Here is a 17,168-nt window from a genome sequence, read left to right on the forward strand (position 1 = left end):
ATGACCTTCTCTACGCTCGGACTGAGCCCCAAAGTGTTGGCTGCCGTTGAGGCAAGCGGATACACCACGCCGACGCCGATCCAGGCCGAAGCCATCCCGCATGTGCTTTCGCGGCGCGACGTCCTGGGCATCGCCCAGACCGGCACGGGCAAGACGGCATCCTTCACGCTGCCGATGATCACGTTGCTGGAGCAGGGCCGCGCCCGTGCGCGCATGCCCCGCACGCTGATCCTCGAGCCGACCCGCGAACTGGCAGCGCAGGTCGAGGAAAACTTCAACAAGTACGGTCAGAACCACAAGCTGAACGTCGCCCTGCTGATCGGCGGCGTTTCGTTCGGCGACCAGGAAAAGAAACTGGATCGCGGCGTCGACGTCCTGATCGCCACCCCCGGCCGCCTGCTCGACCATTGCGAGCGCGGCAAGCTGCTGATGACCGGCGTCGAGATCCTGGTGATCGACGAAGCCGACCGCATGCTGGACATGGGCTTCATCCCCGATATCGAGCGCATCGCCAAGCTGATCCCGTTCACGCGCCAGACGCTGTTCTTCTCGGCCACCATGCCGTCTGAAATCCAGCGCCTCGCCGACACCTTCCTGTCGAACCCGGTCCGCATCGAGGTCGCCAAGCCCGCCACCACGGCCAAGACGGTGACGCAGCGCTTCGTCCACACGGGGCGCGAATCCTTCGACAAGCGCGAGACGCTGCGCGAGCTGATCCGCGGCGCCGTCGACCTCAAGAACGCGATCATCTTCTGCAACCGCAAGCGTGACGTCGCGATCCTCGCCCGCTCGCTCGAGAAGCACGGCTTCTCCGTCGGCGCGCTGCATGGCGACATGGACCAGCGGGCCCGCATGGCGACGCTGGACGCGTTCAAGAACAACCGCCTGACGCTGCTGGTCGCCAGCGACGTCGCGGCGCGCGGCCTCGATATCCCGGATGTCAGCCACGTCTTCAACTACGATATCCCGACCCATGCGGACGACTATGTCCACCGCATCGGCCGCACTGGCCGCGCCGGCCGCTCCGGTGCCGCTTTCACGCTGGTTGCCCCTTCCGACCAGAAGTATCTGGCCGCGATCGAGAAGCTGACCGGCGATGGCGTCGAGTGGATCGGCGAGCCGGCGACGGCAGACGATTCCGCTCCCGCCGCCCGCCGTGGCCGCGGCAGCAAGGGCGACGAGACGTCGCGTGGCGGCGAGCGCAAGCCGCGCGCCCCGCGCTCGGGCCGCAAGCCGGAAAAGGTTGCCGACGAAGCCGCCGAGAGCGCGCCCGTCGCCGCCGAGCCGGTCGAGGCCGAGGTCCGGCAGCCGAAGGCCGAGCCGGCGCCACGCCGCCAGCAGGATGCGCCCCGCCGCGACCGCGACCGCCCTGCCCGCCAGGATCGCCGTGACCGCAACGAGCCGGACGACAAGGTCATCGGCCTCGGCGATCACGTGCCGCAGTTCCTGCTGCGCCCGGTGCGTATCCCGTCCTCTTCCTCGTCCTGATCGGATGCGGATGCCGCAAGCGGCATCCCGCCATGTCGCCGCCTCGAGCGGCATGGCCTGTGCGGAGCGCGCCTATCGGCGCCCCGCCACACCGGCCGATGGCGGCCACCTCTCCCAAACCTGAACAAATCATCGGATCGACGCGCGAGCGCCCGGCCTCCAGGCGCGCGAAAGCGACGCCGCGCGCCCGCCAGGGGCGCAGCCTCAACCGGTCGCGCGTTTTCGCGCGCCGGCGACGGATTGCGAAGAAGCCTAGAGGCGGGGGACGGCCCAGGCGACCATTTCGCCCAGGATCTGGTCCAGTCCGGCATTGAGGCCGGCAACGGCGGCCGGGGCCGAATCCTCGGCGACCGGCACAGAAGCCGTGAACAGCTTCGCCTCGACCACCTTGCCTGTGCGGTCGTTCATGATCTGCGCGAAGATCTCGATCTCGGCGGAGCGGCTCGTCGGCGTCACGTTGAACGCGAAAGTGCGGATATTGGTCAGGAGCTGGTAGTCGATCGACAACCCCTCGCCCGGCCGGCCGATGGCCCGGACGCCCTTCGACTTCTCGAAGGCCTGGATAACGCGGCTCTGCACCAGGCGCGGCAGCGTGTCGGGATACTGCGCGTTCGGATAGTAGGCGACGAGCGACCCGCGCGTGACGACGATGCGCTGGCTCGCCAGCGTCTGCAGCGCGAACGGCTCCGGCACCAGCACCTGCGCCGAAGCGCGGCGCTTGACCGACGGCGCCGACTCCACCCCGGCGAGGTCATAGGTCACCGGCGGCGGCGAGGTCAGCAGCTTGCTGACGCAGCCCGAAAGCAGCGTCGCGGCGAGGATCGCCGATACCAGCCCCACCGGCAGGGATCGACCTACGGAACGCATGGCTTGCCGTGCCCCAGACATCGTCATTTCCGGTTGTAGTCCTGTACGCTCGGATTGCCAAAGATGAAGCGCTGCGGATTGCTCTGGATCGAGTTCAGCGTCCGGTCGAACTGCGTCGTCGTGCGGCGGAGCTGGTCAACCAGGCCATCGACGTTGCGCAGGCCCGGGCCGGTGAAATTCGCGAGGTTGCTGGCGATCTGGCCGGCCTTGCCGGAGAACGCCTCGGCGACCTTGCGGATCGCGGCTGCGGCGGCGGTTGCCTCGGCGAAGAAGTTCTTGCCGTTCGGGTCGGTGACGAGGTCCTGCACCTTGCCGAGGATGCCATCGATGCGGGTCGAGGCGGCGTTCAGCTTCTGCACCATGTCGCGCGTGTTGTTGACGATCAGGTCGATGTCGCCCTGCTTCGCCTTCACGCCGGCGACAAAGTCCTTGGCGTCCGAGACGGTCTTGCCGGCGTCGGCGACAATCTTGTTGACGTCGACGGTGGCGTTCTGGACGCGGCGGGCGACCGTCGCGATGTCGTTGATCGTGCTCTTGACCGCCTCGACCTGGATCGCGGCGATGATCTGCTGCGCGCCATCCAGCGCCTTTTCGAGCTGCTCGGAGATCTGCCGTACATTGCCGATGATCTCGGGGAAGGCGTCCGAGGAGGCGGACAGCTTTTCCGTGACCTTGTCGATGTTGGCGAGCGTGTCGGCGACCTTGGTCGGGTCGATGGCCGAGATGATCTTGTCGGCCTTGCCGACGACGCCGGCCAGGCTTTCCGACAGCGAGCCGATCCGCTTGGAGAGGTCGCCGAAATTGTTCATGAACTCCTTCACGCCCTCGGAGTTCTGGGCGAGCGCGTCGGTGAAGGTCTGCACGTTCTTGACCGAGGTCGTCAGCGACGGCTCGGCGGTATTGATGAAACCGTTCACCCGGTCGACCGCCTGGTTGACCTTGGTGACCAGGTCCTGGGCGCTCGAGATCAGGTCCTGCAGGCCCGATCCCTGCGCCAGCAGCGTCGGAATCCCGGGCTGGTCGAGCAGGTTCGGCAGGTTGCCCGAGCCACCCTTGAGCTCGATATAGGCGAGGCCCGTCAGGCCCTGGATGCCCAGCGACGCCTTGGTGTCGGCCTTGATCGGCTGGTTCGGGTCGACCGAAACCATCGCCTCGACCTGGTTCGGGTTCTCGGCATTGATCCGGAGCGTGTTCACCTCGCCGACCTTGATGCCGTTGAACAGCACCTGGCTGCCCGAGGCGAGGCCGGCGACGGAACCCGGTATGAGGATGCGCAGCGGCTTGCGGATGCCGCTCTCGTCATAGCGCGCCAGCCAGTAGATGAAGACGAAACAGGCGACGATCACGCCCAGCGTGAACAGTCCGATCGTCGCATAGTTGGCGCGCGTTTCCATTAAGCTTCGTTCTCCACGCGACGCGCCCGCACGCCACGGAAATACTTCTGAACCCAGGGATCGTCGAAATCCAGCATATCCTGCATGGTTCCCTCGACCAGAACATGACGATTGCCCAATACCGCGATTCGGTCGCAGACCGTATGCAGGCTGTCGAGATCATGCGTCACCATGAACACGGTCAGCCCCAGAGTATCGCGCAACGTGGCAATCAGTTGATCGAATTCGTCGGCGCCGATCGGATCGAGGCCGGAAGTCGGCTCGTCGAGGAAGACGATGTCGGGATCGAGCGCGAGCGCGCGCGCCAGGCTGGCGCGCTTGATCATGCCGCCCGAAAGCTCGGACGGCATGCGGTCGGCCGCCTCCGGCGCGAGGCCGACCAGGTCGATCTTGACCCGGGCGAGTTCAGTCATCAGGCGCGGCGACAGCTTCAGATGCTCGCGCATCGGAAATTCGATGTTCTGCAGCACGGTCAGCGACGAGAACAGCGCCCCCTGCTGGAACAGCACGCCGAGCCGCCGGTCGATCGAGGCGCGGGTGTCGGAATCGGCGTCGTCATAGTCGGTGCCGAGGATCTCGACGGAGCCGGCGCGCTTCGCCTGCAGGCCGAGGATCGTCCGCAGCAACACCGACTTGCCGGTGCCCGAGGCGCCGACGACGCCGAGGATCTCGCCGCGATAGACGTCGATATCCAGGTTCTCGAGAATCAGCCGGTCGCCGAAGCCGACGGTTATGCCCCGCCCGCTGATGACGGCTTCCTTCTGGCTGCCATGGTCGTTCAAGGCCTGCACCATGTCAGTAGTTCACCGCGGCGAAGTAGAGTGCGAACAGGCCGTCGACCAGTATGACCGTGAAGATCGACTTCACCACGGCCGCCGTCGTGTGCTGGCCGAGCGAGGCGGCGCTGCCGCGCACGCTCAGTCCCTCGGAAGCGGCGATGATGCCGATGATCAGCGCCATGAACGGCGCCTTGATCAGGCCGACGAACAGCGTGTTGAGCGCCACGGCATCGCGGACGCGATCGATGAAGGCTTCCGGCGCCAGCCCGATATAGGCCCAGCTCACCAGCCCCGCGCCGAACAGCGCCGCCATATCGGCGAGGAAGACCAGCAGCGGCAGGACGATCACGAGCGCCACGATGCGCGGCATGATCAGAACTTCGACCGGATCGACGCCGATGACGTTCAGCGCGTCGATCTCCTCACGCATCTTCATCGAGCCGATTTCGGCCGTGATGGCGCTGCCCGAGCGGCCGGCGATCATGATCGCGGTCAGGAGCACGCCGATTTCGCGCAGGACCAGGATGCCGACGAGGTCGACGGCGTAGATCTCGGCGCCGAAGGCGCGAAGCTGGAAGGCGCTCTGCTGCGCGATGATCGCGCCGATCAGGAGCGACATCAGCGCGATGATCGGCACGGCGCGCAGGCCGGTGCGATCGATATGGAAGACGATCGAGGTGAGGCGGAACCGCGCCGGGTCGGCCACCGCGCGGACAAGGCCGCGCGTGACGCCGCCCAGGATGTTGAGGCCCGCGAGGAAGTCCTGCCAGGAGAAGTACATCGTCCGGCCGATCGCCTCGACCAGCTCCTGCGCGACACCGATTTCCGGCGGCGGCGGCGGGACTTCGCGCTCGGTCGGATTGAGCGCCTCCAGCAGGCGCTGCGCATTCTCGGAAGCGCCTTCGACAGAAACGCTGCTCTGCTTGGCGCTCAAGCCGCGCTGCAGGCGCGTCAGCAACCAGGCGCCGGCCGTGTCGATATGGTCGATGCCGGAAAGATCGAGGACGGCAGCGCCGGACACGTCGGCGATGGCCTTGTCGATCGACGGCTCGAGGTCGCCCACGGTGCGCACGGTCCAAGGGCCGACGGCCCGCAAGCGGGTCCCACCGTCGACATCCGAGAAGTCCAGTTGCGCCGCTGTTGCCGTTGCCACGACCGCTCCGCGTTCGAAGCTGCATTCCGGAAGCGGAGCACGGGAGCGGCCCTTGTGGCGCCGCCGGGCGCCTCCTAAGCTCCCTCACCTCGAAGGTGATCGCACGAGCGACGAAGCTCGGGCAAGCCCTTGGCCGGAAAGGATGACGGGATGGAGATCGCAACACCCTACCTGTTGTTTTTGGGTGACGTTCCGGACGCCCTGGCGGCGAAGACGGCGCTCGGAATCGTCGACTGGCGGCCGGAATGGTGCCTCGGCCAGTTGCGACTCGCCGGCTGCAAGGCCGATGCGAAAATCCCCGACATGACGGTCGCCGAAGCGAAGGCCGCCGGCGTGCGCACGATGATCGTCGGCGCCGTCAATGCCGGGGGCGTGCTGCCTGAGCATTGGATCGCGTCGATCGTCGAGGCCCTCGACGCCGGCTTCGACGTCGCCTCCGGCCTCCATTCGCGGCTTGGCGACCAGCCGGCGATTCGCGCCGCGGCCCAGCGTTCGGGCGGCAAGCTGCACGACGTCCGCCATTCGACCCAGCGCTTCGCCACCGGCAAGGGCACGAAGCGCGACGGGCTGCGCCTGCTCACCGTCGGCACGGATTGCTCGGTCGGCAAGAAATACACCGCCCTCGCCCTGGAACGCGGCATGCGCGCCGCCGGCTTCGACGCCGATTTCCGCGCCACCGGCCAGACCGGCGTGTTCATCTCCGGCCGCGGGGTCGCGATCGACGCCGTCGTCGCCGATTTCATCTCCGGCGCCGTCGAATGGCTGTCGCCGGCGGCCGATGCCGGCCACTGGGACCTGATCGAGGGACAGGGTTCGCTGTTTCACCCCTCCTTCGCCGGGGTGACGCTGGGTCTGCTGCATGGCGCCCAGCCGGACGCCTTCGTCGTCTGCCACGAGCCGACGCGCACCACGATGCGCGGCGTCGCCCATCCGCTGCCGACGATCCGCGAGGTGATCGACCTCACCGTCGCCTGCGGCCGGCTCACAAACCCGGCGATCCGCTGCGTCGGCATCGCCATCAACACGGAGGCGCTCGACGACGAGGCCGCCCGCAAAGCGCTGGATGCAGCGGCGGCGGAACATGGCATTCCCGCCGTCGACCCGATCCGCACCGGCGTGCAGCCGATCGTCGACCGCATCGCGCAGGACTTCCCGAGACCATGACCTTCCCCTTCTCCGTCGAAGTCGAGAGCTGGCCGATCGCCGGCAGCTTCGTCATCTCGCGCGGCGCCCGCACCGAGGCCCATGTCGTCGTCGTCACGCTCGGCGATGGGCAGGCTACCGGGCGCGGCGAGTGCGTTCCCTATGCGCGCTATGGCGAGACCATCGACGGAGTCGTCGGCAGCATCCGTACGGCGCTCGACGGTTTCTCCGCCCCGCCGGACCGCGAGGCGCTGCGCGCAGCGATGCCGCCGGGCGCCGCCCGAAACGCCGTCGATTGCGCGCTCTGGGATCTCGAGGCGAAGACGAGCGGCGTCCCGGTCTCGGCAAGGCTCGGGCTCACCGCGCCGCGCGCGCTGGTCACCGCCTACACGCTCAGCCTCGGAACGCCCGACAGCATGGAAGAGGCGGCGCGGATCGCCGCCCACCGCCCTCTCCTCAAGGTGAAGCTCGGCGGCGACGGCGACCGCGAGCGGATCGCCGCCGTGCGGCGCGGCGCGCCGGAGAGCCGGATCATCGTCGACGCCAACGAAGCGTGGTCGCCGGAAAACTTCGACGCCAACATGGGCGCCTGCGTGGCGGCCGGTGTCGAATTGATCGAACAACCGCTGCCGGCCGGCGGCGACGAACTGCTGCACCATGCCGACCGCCCGGTGCCGGTCTGCGCCGACGAGAGCCTGCATGTCGCCGACGATCTCGGCCGCCTCGCCGGCAGCTATGACGCGATCAACATCAAGCTCGACAAGACCGGTGGCCTGACCGAGGCGCTGCGCCTTCGCGCCGCCGCCGAAACGCATGGCTTCGCGCTGATGGTCGGCTGCATGGTCGGCACGTCGCTCGCCATGGCGCCGGCGGTGCTGCTCGCTCAGGACGCCGCCTTCGTCGACCTGGACGGGCCGCTGCTTCTGGCGCGCGACCGTTCGCCGGGCCTCGTCTACGAGGGAAGCCTCGTCAGCCCGCCCGCTCCGGCGCTGTGGGGCTGACCCGACGCCCCTTCGGCAGCATCAGAACCACCACGGCGACCACGCCGGCGATCGTCATCACGGGGAAAGCCGCTGCGCCCAGATGGCCGTAGAGCGGCCCCGCCAGCAGCGTGGCGAGCGCCAGCGCCAGGCCGGAGCCGGTCTGCCAGATGCCCTGCGCCGAGGCCGTCATCTCCTCCGGCACGTCGCGCGCGACCGCGAGTTGCATGCCGGCATAAACGGCGGCGAAAGTCAGCGCGTGCAGCATCTGCAGCGCCAGCGAGGTCCAGAGATTGGTCGCCAGCGGGAACAGCGACCACCGCACGATCGCGGCGATGGCGCCGAACAGAATCAGCCGCTCGGGCGCTACCTTGCGCAGCGCCCGGCCGGAAATCGCGAACATGCCGATCTCGGCGACGACGCCGGAGGCCCAGAGCAGGCCGATCTCGCCGCCCGTGAAGCCGAGCTTCTCCCAGTGGATCGTGCCGAAACTGTAGAAGACGGCGTGGGTCGCGGTGATCAGGGAGGCCGAGATGATGACGACAAGGAAGCTGCGGCTGGTCAGGATCGAACGCGCCGAGACGACCTCCGGCTTCGCAGCGTCGTCGGCCGCCCGGATCTCGGGCGGCGTGACCGGCAGCAGGAAGGCGGAAAGCGTCGCGACGACATAGCTGCCGATCAGCAGCGGCGAAAGCACGCCGTTGCCGAAATGGCCGATGATGACGCCGCCGACCAGGCTGACGACGATGAAGCTGATCGAGCCCCAGACCCGCATCTTGCCGTAGTCTAGCCCGAAGCGGCGCACGCCGGTCAGCGCCAGGGCGTCGATCGCCGGCATGGTCATGCCGAGCGTCGCGGTCGCCAGGCCGGTCAGGATCAGGATCGGCCAATAGCCGCTGACGAGCGTCGCCGGGATGAACAGCAGCAGTCCGAGCAACGCGAACAGGATGATGGCGAAGCGGCGATTCGGCGCGCGGTCGGCGAAGGCGCTGCCAAGCGGCATGAACACGAGGCGCGCCGCGAGCGGAAACGCCAGGCAGACGCCGATCTGCTCCGGCGTCAGGCCGCGCAGGTGGAGCCAGACCGGAAAGAACGGCGTCACCAGGCCGCCGACGACGAAGAAGCCCGTGTAGAAGAGCGAGATGCGGGGGCCGAAATGGCGCGGCGCGGCAACCATGGATGCCTGTGGAGCTGAAAACCGCAGCAGGGGTTCGCGGCGGAAGATTGGGGGAGCGCGACCGGGGCGCCGGCGGACCGGCGCCTACCGGCGCGGGAGAGTGCCTATCACGCCGCGAGCGCGCGCTCCAGAACCACCGGATCGATATTGCCGCCGGAAAGCAGGATCACCACCGTCTTTCCGCGCGCGTCGATCCGCCCCGAGAGAAGGCCTGCCAGCGCCACCGCCCCACCCGGCTCGACCACGAGCTTCAGCGTGCGGAAGGCAAACGCCACGGCGGCCAGCGCCTCGGCGTCAGAGACGGCGATCGCATGCGCGCCGGTGGCGCTGTTGATGGCGAAGCCGATCGCCCCCGGCTGCGGCGCCATCAGCGCGTCGCAGACCGAGCCGTCGGTGCGCGGATTGCGCTGGATCGCGCCCGCCGCGAGCGAGCGACCATAGTCGTCGAAGCCCTCCGGCTCGGCGAGATAGACTTCCGTTTCCGGGCTCTCGACGGAAATGGCGAGGCCGATGCCGGCCGACATGCCGCCGCCGCCGCAGGGAACCATGACGATATCGGCATGTTCGCCGCGCTTGGCGAGGTCCTCGGCGATCTCCAACCCGATCGTGCCCTGCCCCGCGATGACGCGGCCGTCATTATAGGGGTGGATCAGCTCCGCGCCGGTGTCGGCGACGATCGAGGCGGTCATCGCGTCGCGGTCGTCGGTGGCGCGGTTGTATTCGACGATCGAGGCGCCGCGCCGGCGCGTGCCGTCGCGCTTCGCCGCCGGCGCGTCGGCCGGCATGACGATGGTGGCCGGCACGCGGAACAGCCGCGCCGCCTCGGCGAGCCCCTGCGCATGGTTGCCGGAGGAAGAGGCGACGACGCCATGCGAACGCTCCTGATCGCTCAGCGAGGCGATGGCATTGAAGGCGCCGCGGAACTTGAACGAGCCGGTGCGCTGCAAATTCTCGCATTTGAGGAAGACGCGACCGCCGGTGATCTCGTCGAGCGCGGCGTTCGAAAGAAGCGGCGTGCGGACGGCTTCGGCGGCGATGCGCTTCGCTGCCATGCGGATATCGTCGATGGTGGGTGTCATGACTCTGCCAACGGCCGGGGAGGACCAGGAGAGGTTACACGAAAGCGCGGCCGGTGCAGCTTTTTTGCGCGGCGATGACGTTATCGAGGAACTGCCGCGTCGCCGCCTGCCAGGAATGGCGCAGCGCCACGCTGCGGCAGTGGTCGCGCGGGATGTCGAGCGCCGCCAGCGCCGCCTTGCGCAGGTCCTCGTCGAGCACCCCCGCCCCCGTGCCGCCGACCACGTCGCGCGGCCCGGCGACCGGAAAGGCCGCCACCGGCAGGCCGGAGGCCATCGCCTCCAGCATGACGACGCCGAACGTGTCGGTCCGGCTCGGGAAGACGAAGCAGTCCGACGCCGCATAGACATCGGCCAGCGCCTCGCCGACCTTGGCGCCGAGGAAGGCGACTTCCGGATGGGCCCGCTTCAGCGCCTCGAGCGCCGGGCCGTCGCCGACGACCACCTTGCTGCCCGGCAGGTCGAGATCGAGGAAGGCGCCGATGTTCTTCTCGACGGCGACACGGCCGACATAGAGGAAGATCGGCCCCGGCAGGTCCAGCAGTTGGCGGCGGCGGGCGGGATCGAACAATTCGGCGTCGACACCGCGCGACCATCGCATCAGATGGGTGAATCCCCGCCCTGCCAGTTCCTCCTGCAGCGAGGCGGTCGCAACCATGCATCCGGCGCCGGAATTGTGGAAGGCGCGCAGCGCAGCATAGGTCCAGTCGACCGGCACCGGCAGACGGGCGGCGAGATATTCGGGGAAGCGGGTGTGGTAGCTGGTCGTGAAGATGCGGCCGCGCTTGCGGCACCAGCGACGCACGGCATATCCGATCGGCCCTTCGGTGGCGATGTGGACATGGTCGGGCGCCGCTTCATCCAGCCGCCGGCCGATCGCGCCCGGCGCCGCGATGGTCAGGCGGATCTCGGGATAGGTCGGGCACGGAACGGTGCGATAGCCTTCCGGCGTCAGCATGATCGCCTCGGCGCCGAACTCCGGCAGATGGCGCGACAACCGCTCCAGCGTGCGCACGACCCCGTTGATCTGCGGATGCCAGGCGTCGCTCGCGATCAGGATTCGGCTCATGCGGCGACCTTGTCGATCTCCGGCTCATCCTCGAACTCCACCGCATATTGGCTGGCAATATCGGCCCAGCGCACCATCTCGATGCGCCCGTCATGATGCTCGACGATCGCCGTGCAGCTTTCGACCCAGTCGCCCGTATTGATGTAGCGGATGCCGAGATCGTCGCGGATGGCGGCGTGGTGGATGTGGCCGCAGACAACGCCGTCGGCGCCGACCCGCTTCGCCTCGGTGATCAGCGCCTGCTCGAAGGCGCCGATGAAGGAAACCGCGTTCTTGACCTTGAGCTTGGCCCAGGCCGACAGCGACCAGTATTCGAAGCCGAGCTTGCGGCGAACCTTGCCGACGACGGTGTTGAGCGCCAGCGCGAGGTTGTAGGCATGGTCGCCGAGGAAGGCGAGCCACTTGGCGTGGCGCACGACCACGTCGAACTGGTCGCCATGCATCACCAGCAGGCGCTTGCCGTCGGCCGTCTCGTGCACAACCCGGTCCATCAGCTCGACGCCGCCCATCTGCAGGCCGAGATAATCGCGCAGGAATTCGTCGTGATTGCCCGGGATATAGACCAGCCGGGCGCCCTTGCGGCCCTTGCGCAGCAACTTCTGCACGACATCATTGTGCGCCTGCGGCCAATACCAGCTCTTCTTCAGGCGCCAACCATCGACGATGTCGCCGACCAGATAGATCGTCTCGGCATCGTGCCACTTCAGGAAGTCGAGCAACAGTTCAGCCTGACTTCCGCGTGTGCCGAGATGAATATCCGACAGGAAGAGCGTGCGGAGATGACGGGGTGCGACGCCGCTCGACATGATATTGATTCGTCCTCATCCAAGAGACCGGTGCCGATTGCTTAGCCGACACACGCCACAGATTTGTGACAGTCTCTCAGAACAGGGTCGGCAGGGCCGAAACGACGAGGATCAGCGCCATCAGCGCATTGAACACCGCGATGCGGCGGTCGCTGTCGAGAAAGCCGGAGATCGCCGTGCCGAACAGGCACCAGGCCGCGGCCGAGGGCAGCGACATCAGCGCGAACACCGCCACCAGCAGCAGCACGCCCGACAACATCGGACTGCCGGCCGGCACGAACAGCGCCATCGCGGTGACCGCCATGATCCAGGCCTTCGGATTGACCCACTGGAAGAGGGCCGCCGCCAGGAAGCTCATCGGCCTGCCCTGCCGCGCGCCGTCGGCGTTGTGCCGCCCGGCCCGGGCCAGCTTCCAGGCGAGATAGAGCAGATAGACGAAGGAGACGTATTTCAGGATCTCGTGCAGGACCGGATAGGTCTGGAACAGGCCGCCGAGCCCCATGCCGACGGCGAACACCATCAGCGGAAAGCCGATCGTGATGCCGAGCATGTGCGGCACGCTGGGCAGCACGCCCCAGTTCGCGCCCGAAACCATCAGCATCGTGTTGTTCGGCCCCGGGGTGAACGCCATCACCGCCGCGAAGCCAAGAATGGCCAGCAAATGTTCCATGAGGTCCTCCCGAGACCATGCGATCCATCGCATGTCGGCCCGGATAGGTCAACAATGCTGACATTTATAGCCGCGAAGGCGAGGCGCTCCCAGTTGTTCCCTGTGGGCCAAGCTGCATTGCTTCAGTTGTCCGACATCTGCTCTTGCAAGCCAGCGCCCCCTCGACCATGATCCGCGCGCCAACACGGAGAACTATCGATGAAACTCCTACGCTTCGGTGCCGCCGGCTCGGAGAAGCCCGGCCTTCTCGCCAAGGACGGCACGATTCGCGACCTGTCGGGTGTCGTTTCCGACATCACCCCCGAGACGCTCAAGAACGGCGCCATCGACGCGATCGCCAAGGTCGACCCGGCTTCGCTGCCGGTCGTTCCGGCCGGCACGCGCCTCGGCCCGGTCGTCAACGGCACGCGCAACTTCATCGCCGTCGGTCTGAACTATGTCGACCACGCGCATGAGACCAACATGCCGATCCCGGCAGAGCCGATCCTGTTCAACAAGGCTCCGAACTGCATCGTCGGCCCGAACGACAACGTCACGATCCCGAAGGGCTCGGAAAAGACCGACTGGGAAGTCGAGCTGGCGATCGTCATCGGCAAGACCGCGAGCTACGTCTCGGAAGCGGACGCGATCAACTACGTCGCCGGCTACGCCGTCTGCCACGACGTGTCGGAGCGCGCCTTCCAGACCGAGCGCGGCGGCCAGTGGATGAAGGGCAAGGGTTCGCCGACCTTCGGTCCGCTCGGCCCCTATCTGGTCACGCCGGACGAGGTCGCGGACATCCAGAACCTCGACATGTATCTCGACCTGAACGGCCAGCGCGTCCAGACCGGCAACACCAAGACGATGATCTTCGGCGTTGCGCACCTGGTCAGCTACATCAGCCAGTTCCTGCAGCTCGATCCGGGCGACGTCATCACCACCGGCACCCCTCCGGGCGTCGGCATGGGCATGAAGCCGCCGCGCTTCCTGAAGGCCGGCGACAAGGTCCGCCTCGGCATCCAGGGCCTGGGCGACCAGGAGCAGGAATTCGTCGCCTACAAGGGCTGAACGCCCGGCGATAGAGCCTGACGAATTGCAGAACGGCCGACGCCCCGCGCGTCGGCCGTTTTTGTTTGCGTGGAGCCTTGATGCGACCCGAGCATTGACGCAGGCGGCTCGGGCAGGCACCCTGCCCTAGCTCGACGCGTCTCCAGGTTGCGCGCGGCTCAGCAAGGCTCGGTGAGCGGGCCTCCATCATGCGGTCGCGACCGGCCTTGTCCAGTCAGCCCGCCTCACCCTCCGGTATTGGCCTGCCCGCCTTGGCGCGCGGCTATGCCCTCTGGCGCCGATACCTCCAACCCGCGCATAGCCGTCCCGGCATAGGCCCTGCCCGGGACCATGCGCCTTTCACGCCTCCAGAGGAGTAACGGTGAACAGCATCAATCGAATTCTCGCGGAATATGTGTGGCTCAGTCCGTTGCTGGCCCTGTTCGCGCTGGTCTTGGCGGCGCTCTTCGCCAACTTTGTCGTCAAGGCGCTGCTGTTGCGCCTCTTCAATCACTTCATCGGTCTGACGGCATACGGCCGCGACCAGCAGATCCGTCGCCATGGCGCGATCGAGCGCTTCGCCAACATCATGCCGGCCTTCGTCGTTTCCACGGGCATCGGCCTCATTCCGGACCTGCCGCACGGCGTCGTCACGATCGTTCAGAACGTCGCGACCGCGTTCATTATCCTGTCGCTGGCGCTATCGATTAGCGCGACGCTCAACATCGTCGACACGCTCTATCATCGCCGTCCCTCCGCCCGGCTGAAGCCGATCAAGGGCTACATCCAGGTCGTCAAGATCGCCGTCTATGTGATCGCGACACTGCTCATCATCGCGACGCTGATCGACAAGTCGCCGATCATCCTGTTGTCCGGCCTTGGCGCCATGGCCGCCGTCCTGATCCTCGTGTTCCAGGACACGCTGCTCTCGCTGGTAGCGGGCATCCAGATATCCTCGACGGACATGGTCCGCGTCGGTGACTGGATCGAAATGCCGGACCAGAACGCCGATGGCAACGTGATCGAAATCGCGCTTCACACGGTCAAGGTGCAGAACTGGGACAAGACGATCACGACGCTGCCGATCCGCACCCTGGTCACCGATCCATTCAAAAACTGGCGGGGCATGCAGGAATCAGGCGGCCGCCGCATCAAGCGCTCGCTGCACCTGGACCAGACCAGCATCCGGTTCCTGGATCCGGCCGAATACGCCAAGCTCGCCCAGTTCGGCATGCTGGAGACCTATCTCCAGAACAAGCGAGAGGAGTTGGACGCCTGGAACAGCAAGCTCGGCGAAGCAGCCAGTTTTGCCGCGAACCGCCGGCGTTCGACCAACATCGGCGTTTTCCGGGCCTATGTGGAGACCTATCTCCAGCGGCATCCCGGCATCCGCCAGGATATGACGATCCTCGTGCGCCAGATGGTGCCGGCCGCCGACGGATTGCCGATCGAGATCTACGCCTTCACCAATACGACGGCCTGGGCGGAATACGAAGGCATCCAGTCGGACATCTTCGATCACCTCTATGCGATCCTGCCCGAGTTCGATCTGCGCATCTTCCAGAATCCGAGCGGTCACGATCTCAAGACGCTGGCCCCGAGCCTGCGCCGCGTCGAGCGGGGTGCCGTGGCAGCCACGGCATGATCGACGTCGCTCACCACCATTTGTGAAAATGATGCACCGGTCCGTGGCCGCGGCCGATCTGCAGGCGGTCGGCGGCGGCGATGGCGTCGGTGATGTAGTGCTTCGCCTCGTCGATCGCCGCCTCCAGCGCCAGTCCGCGCGCCAGGCCCGCGGCGATGGCCGAGGACAGCGTGCAGCCGGTGCCGTGCGTGTTCAGCGTGGCGATGCGCGGCGCGTGGAACCAGTGCTTGCCGGACGCCGACAGCAGCAGGTCGGCGCTTTCCGGGCCGGCGCCGTGGCCGCCCTTGATCAGCACGGCGCGCGCGCCGAGGTTGAGGATCGCCTCGGCCTGACGCTCCATGCCGGCGTCGTCTTCCGCAACATCGGTCTGAAGCAGCCGCGCCGCCTCGCGCAGGTTCGGCGTGACGAGGGCCGAGCGTGGCAGAAGCTCGGAGATCAGCACGGCGACCGCTTCCTCGCGCAAAAGCATGTCGCCGCTGGTCGCCACCATGACCGGGTCAAGCACGACGTTTCGCTGCGCATAGCGATCGAGACCGGCGGCGACAACAGCGATCACGCTCGGCTGCGACAGCATGCCGATCTTCACGGCGTCGACGGCGAGATCCGAGAAGACGGCGTCGATCTGCGCGGCGACGAAATCGGCCGGCACGTCGTGGATGCCGGTGACGCCGAGCGTGTTCTGCGCCGTCAGCGCCGCGATCACCGAGGCGCCATAGACACCGAGCGCCGAGAACGTCTTCAGATCGGCCTGGATGCCGGCGCCGCCGCCCGAATCCGAGCCGGCGATGGTTACGGCGATGGCTGTCATATCGGCATGTCCTCGTCTCTCAGGTGCCGGGCCCTGCCGGCGTCTTGGCGGCCCGCTCGCGGCTCCGCTTGAGGCCGAGCCGATGCTCGCGATAGATCACGAACATGCCGGATGCAATCACGATCCCCGATCCGATCAGCATGGTGGCGCTCGGCGTCGAGTGGAACAGCAGGTAACCGACGATGATCGCCCACAGCATCGAGATATATTCGAACGGCGCGATCAGCGACGCCTCGCCATAGCGATAGCTCTGCGTCAGCAGCACCTGGCCGATGCCACCGAAGATGCCGGCACCGACCAGAAACGGCAGATGCTCCCAGTTCGGCATCACCCAGCCGAACGGCGCCGTCACCAGCATGAAGATCGCCGTGAAGGTCGAGAAATAGACGACGATCGTGCCCGGCGATTCGACCCAGGTGAGCCGCCGCGTCTGCGTCGCCGCGAGCGCGCCGAAGAAGGCGGCAAGCACCGAGAAGACAGCGCCGAGCGTGCTGCGCTCGGGCCCGCTCTCCGGTCCGACATAGTCCGACAGGATGACGAGCACGCCGATCAGCCCGATCACCACCGCCGTCCAGCGATAGACGCGGATCGCCTCCTTGAGCAGCACGGCGGCGAGCACCACGGTCAGGAGCGGCGAGGCATAGCCGATCGCCGTCGCGTCCGACAGCGGCAGCCGGGCCAGCGCCGAGAAGCCGAAGAACATCGACGTGGCGCCGGCGACCGAGCGCAGGACGTGGCCGCCGATACGCGGCGTGATGAAGACGGCGGGGAAATTGCCCAGCCACGCCACCCAGATCAGCACGGGGATCAGCGCGAAGGCCGAACGGAAGAAGGCTACCTCGCCGGGCGGATAGAAGTCCGAGATATACTTGATCAGCGTGGCCATCGCGGTGAAGGCGATGGTCGAGATGATCTTGAGCAGCACGCCGAAAAGCGGCTGCCCCCGTTGTGGCGTTTCCATGGACCCGATCGGACCGGGGGGCGGTCCGTTTCTTCATTCGTGGGCCGCGGAAGTTGCGGCCGGCTTCTGGGCTTTGGTTGCGATGGTTCTGCCCGGTTCGAAGCAGGCAGTATCGCAGTCTAGATT

The 17,168-nt window shown here is 67.0% G+C and carries 16 protein-coding genes; 5 read left to right on the forward strand and 11 right to left on the reverse strand.

What is annotated here, in order from left to right; all coding sequences use genetic code 11:
- Entirely contained in the window at positions 1 to 1,488 is a 1,488-nt protein-coding gene (locus tag WFK98_RS09885; RefSeq protein ID WP_266337835.1) for a DEAD/DEAH box helicase, read from the forward strand.
- Between the two features lie 252 nt (positions 1,489 to 1,740).
- On the opposite strand, the gene WFK98_RS09890 is transcribed toward WFK98_RS09885, so the two are convergent.
- From WFK98_RS09890 to WFK98_RS09905, 4 genes are read right to left on the reverse strand one after another with little or no spacing between them, the layout of a single operon-like run.
- Complete coding sequence (locus WFK98_RS09890) at positions 1,741 to 2,355, reverse strand: ABC-type transport auxiliary lipoprotein family protein (RefSeq protein WP_266337836.1); 615 nt, start codon at positions 2,353 to 2,355, stop codon at positions 1,741 to 1,743.
- A gap of 23 nt (positions 2,356 to 2,378) precedes the next feature.
- Complete coding sequence (locus WFK98_RS09895; RefSeq protein ID WP_336800090.1) at positions 2,379 to 3,749, reverse strand: MlaD family protein; 1,371 nt, start codon at positions 3,747 to 3,749, stop codon at positions 2,379 to 2,381.
- Entirely contained in the window at positions 3,749 to 4,543 is a 795-nt protein-coding gene (locus tag WFK98_RS09900) for an ABC transporter ATP-binding protein (protein ID WP_266337838.1), read from the reverse strand. Before WFK98_RS09900 ends, WFK98_RS09895 begins: the two co-directional genes overlap by 1 nt.
- A 1-nt stretch (position 4,544) precedes the next feature.
- Positions 4,545 to 5,681, reverse strand: coding sequence for an ABC transporter permease (locus WFK98_RS09905; protein WP_266337839.1), 1,137 nt, complete (start codon positions 5,679 to 5,681; stop codon positions 4,545 to 4,547).
- Between the two features lie 150 nt (positions 5,682 to 5,831).
- On the opposite strand from WFK98_RS09905, the gene dgcN reads away from it, so the two are divergent.
- The gene (gene dgcN / locus WFK98_RS09910) at positions 5,832 to 6,845 is read left to right on the forward strand and encodes an N-acetyltransferase DgcN (RefSeq protein ID WP_336800091.1); all 1,014 of its coding nucleotides are present in this window, start codon (positions 5,832 to 5,834) and stop codon (positions 6,843 to 6,845) included.
- Positions 6,842 to 7,825 (forward strand): N-acetyl-D-Glu racemase DgcA, encoded by a 984-nt coding sequence (gene dgcA / locus WFK98_RS09915; protein WP_336800092.1) that lies wholly within the window; start codon positions 6,842 to 6,844, stop codon positions 7,823 to 7,825. The genes dgcN and dgcA overlap by 4 nt, the downstream gene beginning before the upstream one ends.
- Here dgcA and WFK98_RS09920 read toward each other — a convergent pair.
- From WFK98_RS09920 to WFK98_RS09940, 5 genes are all read right to left on the reverse strand, one after another.
- Positions 7,794 to 8,981: an MFS transporter gene (locus tag WFK98_RS09920; protein WP_336800093.1), complete on the reverse strand. Its 1,188-nt coding sequence runs from the start codon at positions 8,979 to 8,981 to the stop codon at positions 7,794 to 7,796. The genes dgcA and WFK98_RS09920 overlap by 32 nt on opposite strands.
- A gap of 107 nt (positions 8,982 to 9,088) precedes the next feature.
- The gene (locus WFK98_RS09925; RefSeq protein ID WP_336800094.1) at positions 9,089 to 10,060 is read right to left on the reverse strand and encodes a threonine ammonia-lyase; all 972 of its coding nucleotides are present in this window, start codon (positions 10,058 to 10,060) and stop codon (positions 9,089 to 9,091) included.
- A gap of 34 nt (positions 10,061 to 10,094) precedes the next feature.
- Complete coding sequence (locus WFK98_RS09930; protein ID WP_336800095.1) at positions 10,095 to 11,126, reverse strand: glycosyltransferase family 4 protein; 1,032 nt, start codon at positions 11,124 to 11,126, stop codon at positions 10,095 to 10,097.
- A complete protein-coding gene (locus WFK98_RS09935) occupies positions 11,123 to 11,932 on the reverse strand; it encodes a UDP-2,3-diacylglucosamine diphosphatase (RefSeq protein WP_266337845.1) in 810 nt (269 codons plus the stop codon). The genes WFK98_RS09930 and WFK98_RS09935 overlap by 4 nt, the downstream gene beginning before the upstream one ends.
- 76 nt (positions 11,933 to 12,008) lie before the next feature.
- The gene (locus tag WFK98_RS09940) at positions 12,009 to 12,602 is read right to left on the reverse strand and encodes a LysE family translocator (RefSeq protein WP_336800096.1); all 594 of its coding nucleotides are present in this window, start codon (positions 12,600 to 12,602) and stop codon (positions 12,009 to 12,011) included.
- Positions 12,603 to 12,800: 198 nt separating this feature from the next.
- Between WFK98_RS09940 and WFK98_RS09945 the strand changes: the two genes are divergently transcribed.
- Both WFK98_RS09945 and WFK98_RS09950 read left to right on the forward strand, forming a co-directional pair.
- Positions 12,801 to 13,649 (forward strand): fumarylacetoacetate hydrolase family protein, encoded by an 849-nt coding sequence (locus WFK98_RS09945; protein WP_266337847.1) that lies wholly within the window; start codon positions 12,801 to 12,803, stop codon positions 13,647 to 13,649.
- Positions 13,650 to 14,019: 370 nt separating this feature from the next.
- A complete protein-coding gene (locus WFK98_RS09950) occupies positions 14,020 to 15,273 on the forward strand; it encodes a mechanosensitive ion channel family protein (protein ID WP_336800328.1) in 1,254 nt (417 codons plus the stop codon).
- Between the two features lie 10 nt (positions 15,274 to 15,283).
- Here WFK98_RS09950 and thiD read toward each other — a convergent pair whose 3' ends face one another.
- Positions 15,284 to 16,081, reverse strand: coding sequence for a bifunctional hydroxymethylpyrimidine kinase/phosphomethylpyrimidine kinase (gene thiD / locus WFK98_RS09955; RefSeq protein ID WP_266337848.1), 798 nt, complete (start codon positions 16,079 to 16,081; stop codon positions 15,284 to 15,286).
- Positions 16,082 to 16,100: 19 nt separating this feature from the next.
- Positions 16,101 to 17,042 carry a DMT family transporter gene (locus tag WFK98_RS09960; protein WP_336800097.1) on the reverse strand — a complete coding sequence of 314 codons (942 nt, stop codon included), beginning with the start codon at positions 17,040 to 17,042 and terminating at the stop codon, positions 16,101 to 16,103.
- Between the last annotated feature and the right edge of the window lie 126 nt (positions 17,043 to 17,168).

It is taken from the genome of Kaistia sp. MMO-174, from assembly GCF_037147815.1.
Taxonomy (GTDB): domain Bacteria; phylum Pseudomonadota; class Alphaproteobacteria; order Rhizobiales; family Kaistiaceae; genus Kaistia; species Kaistia nematophila.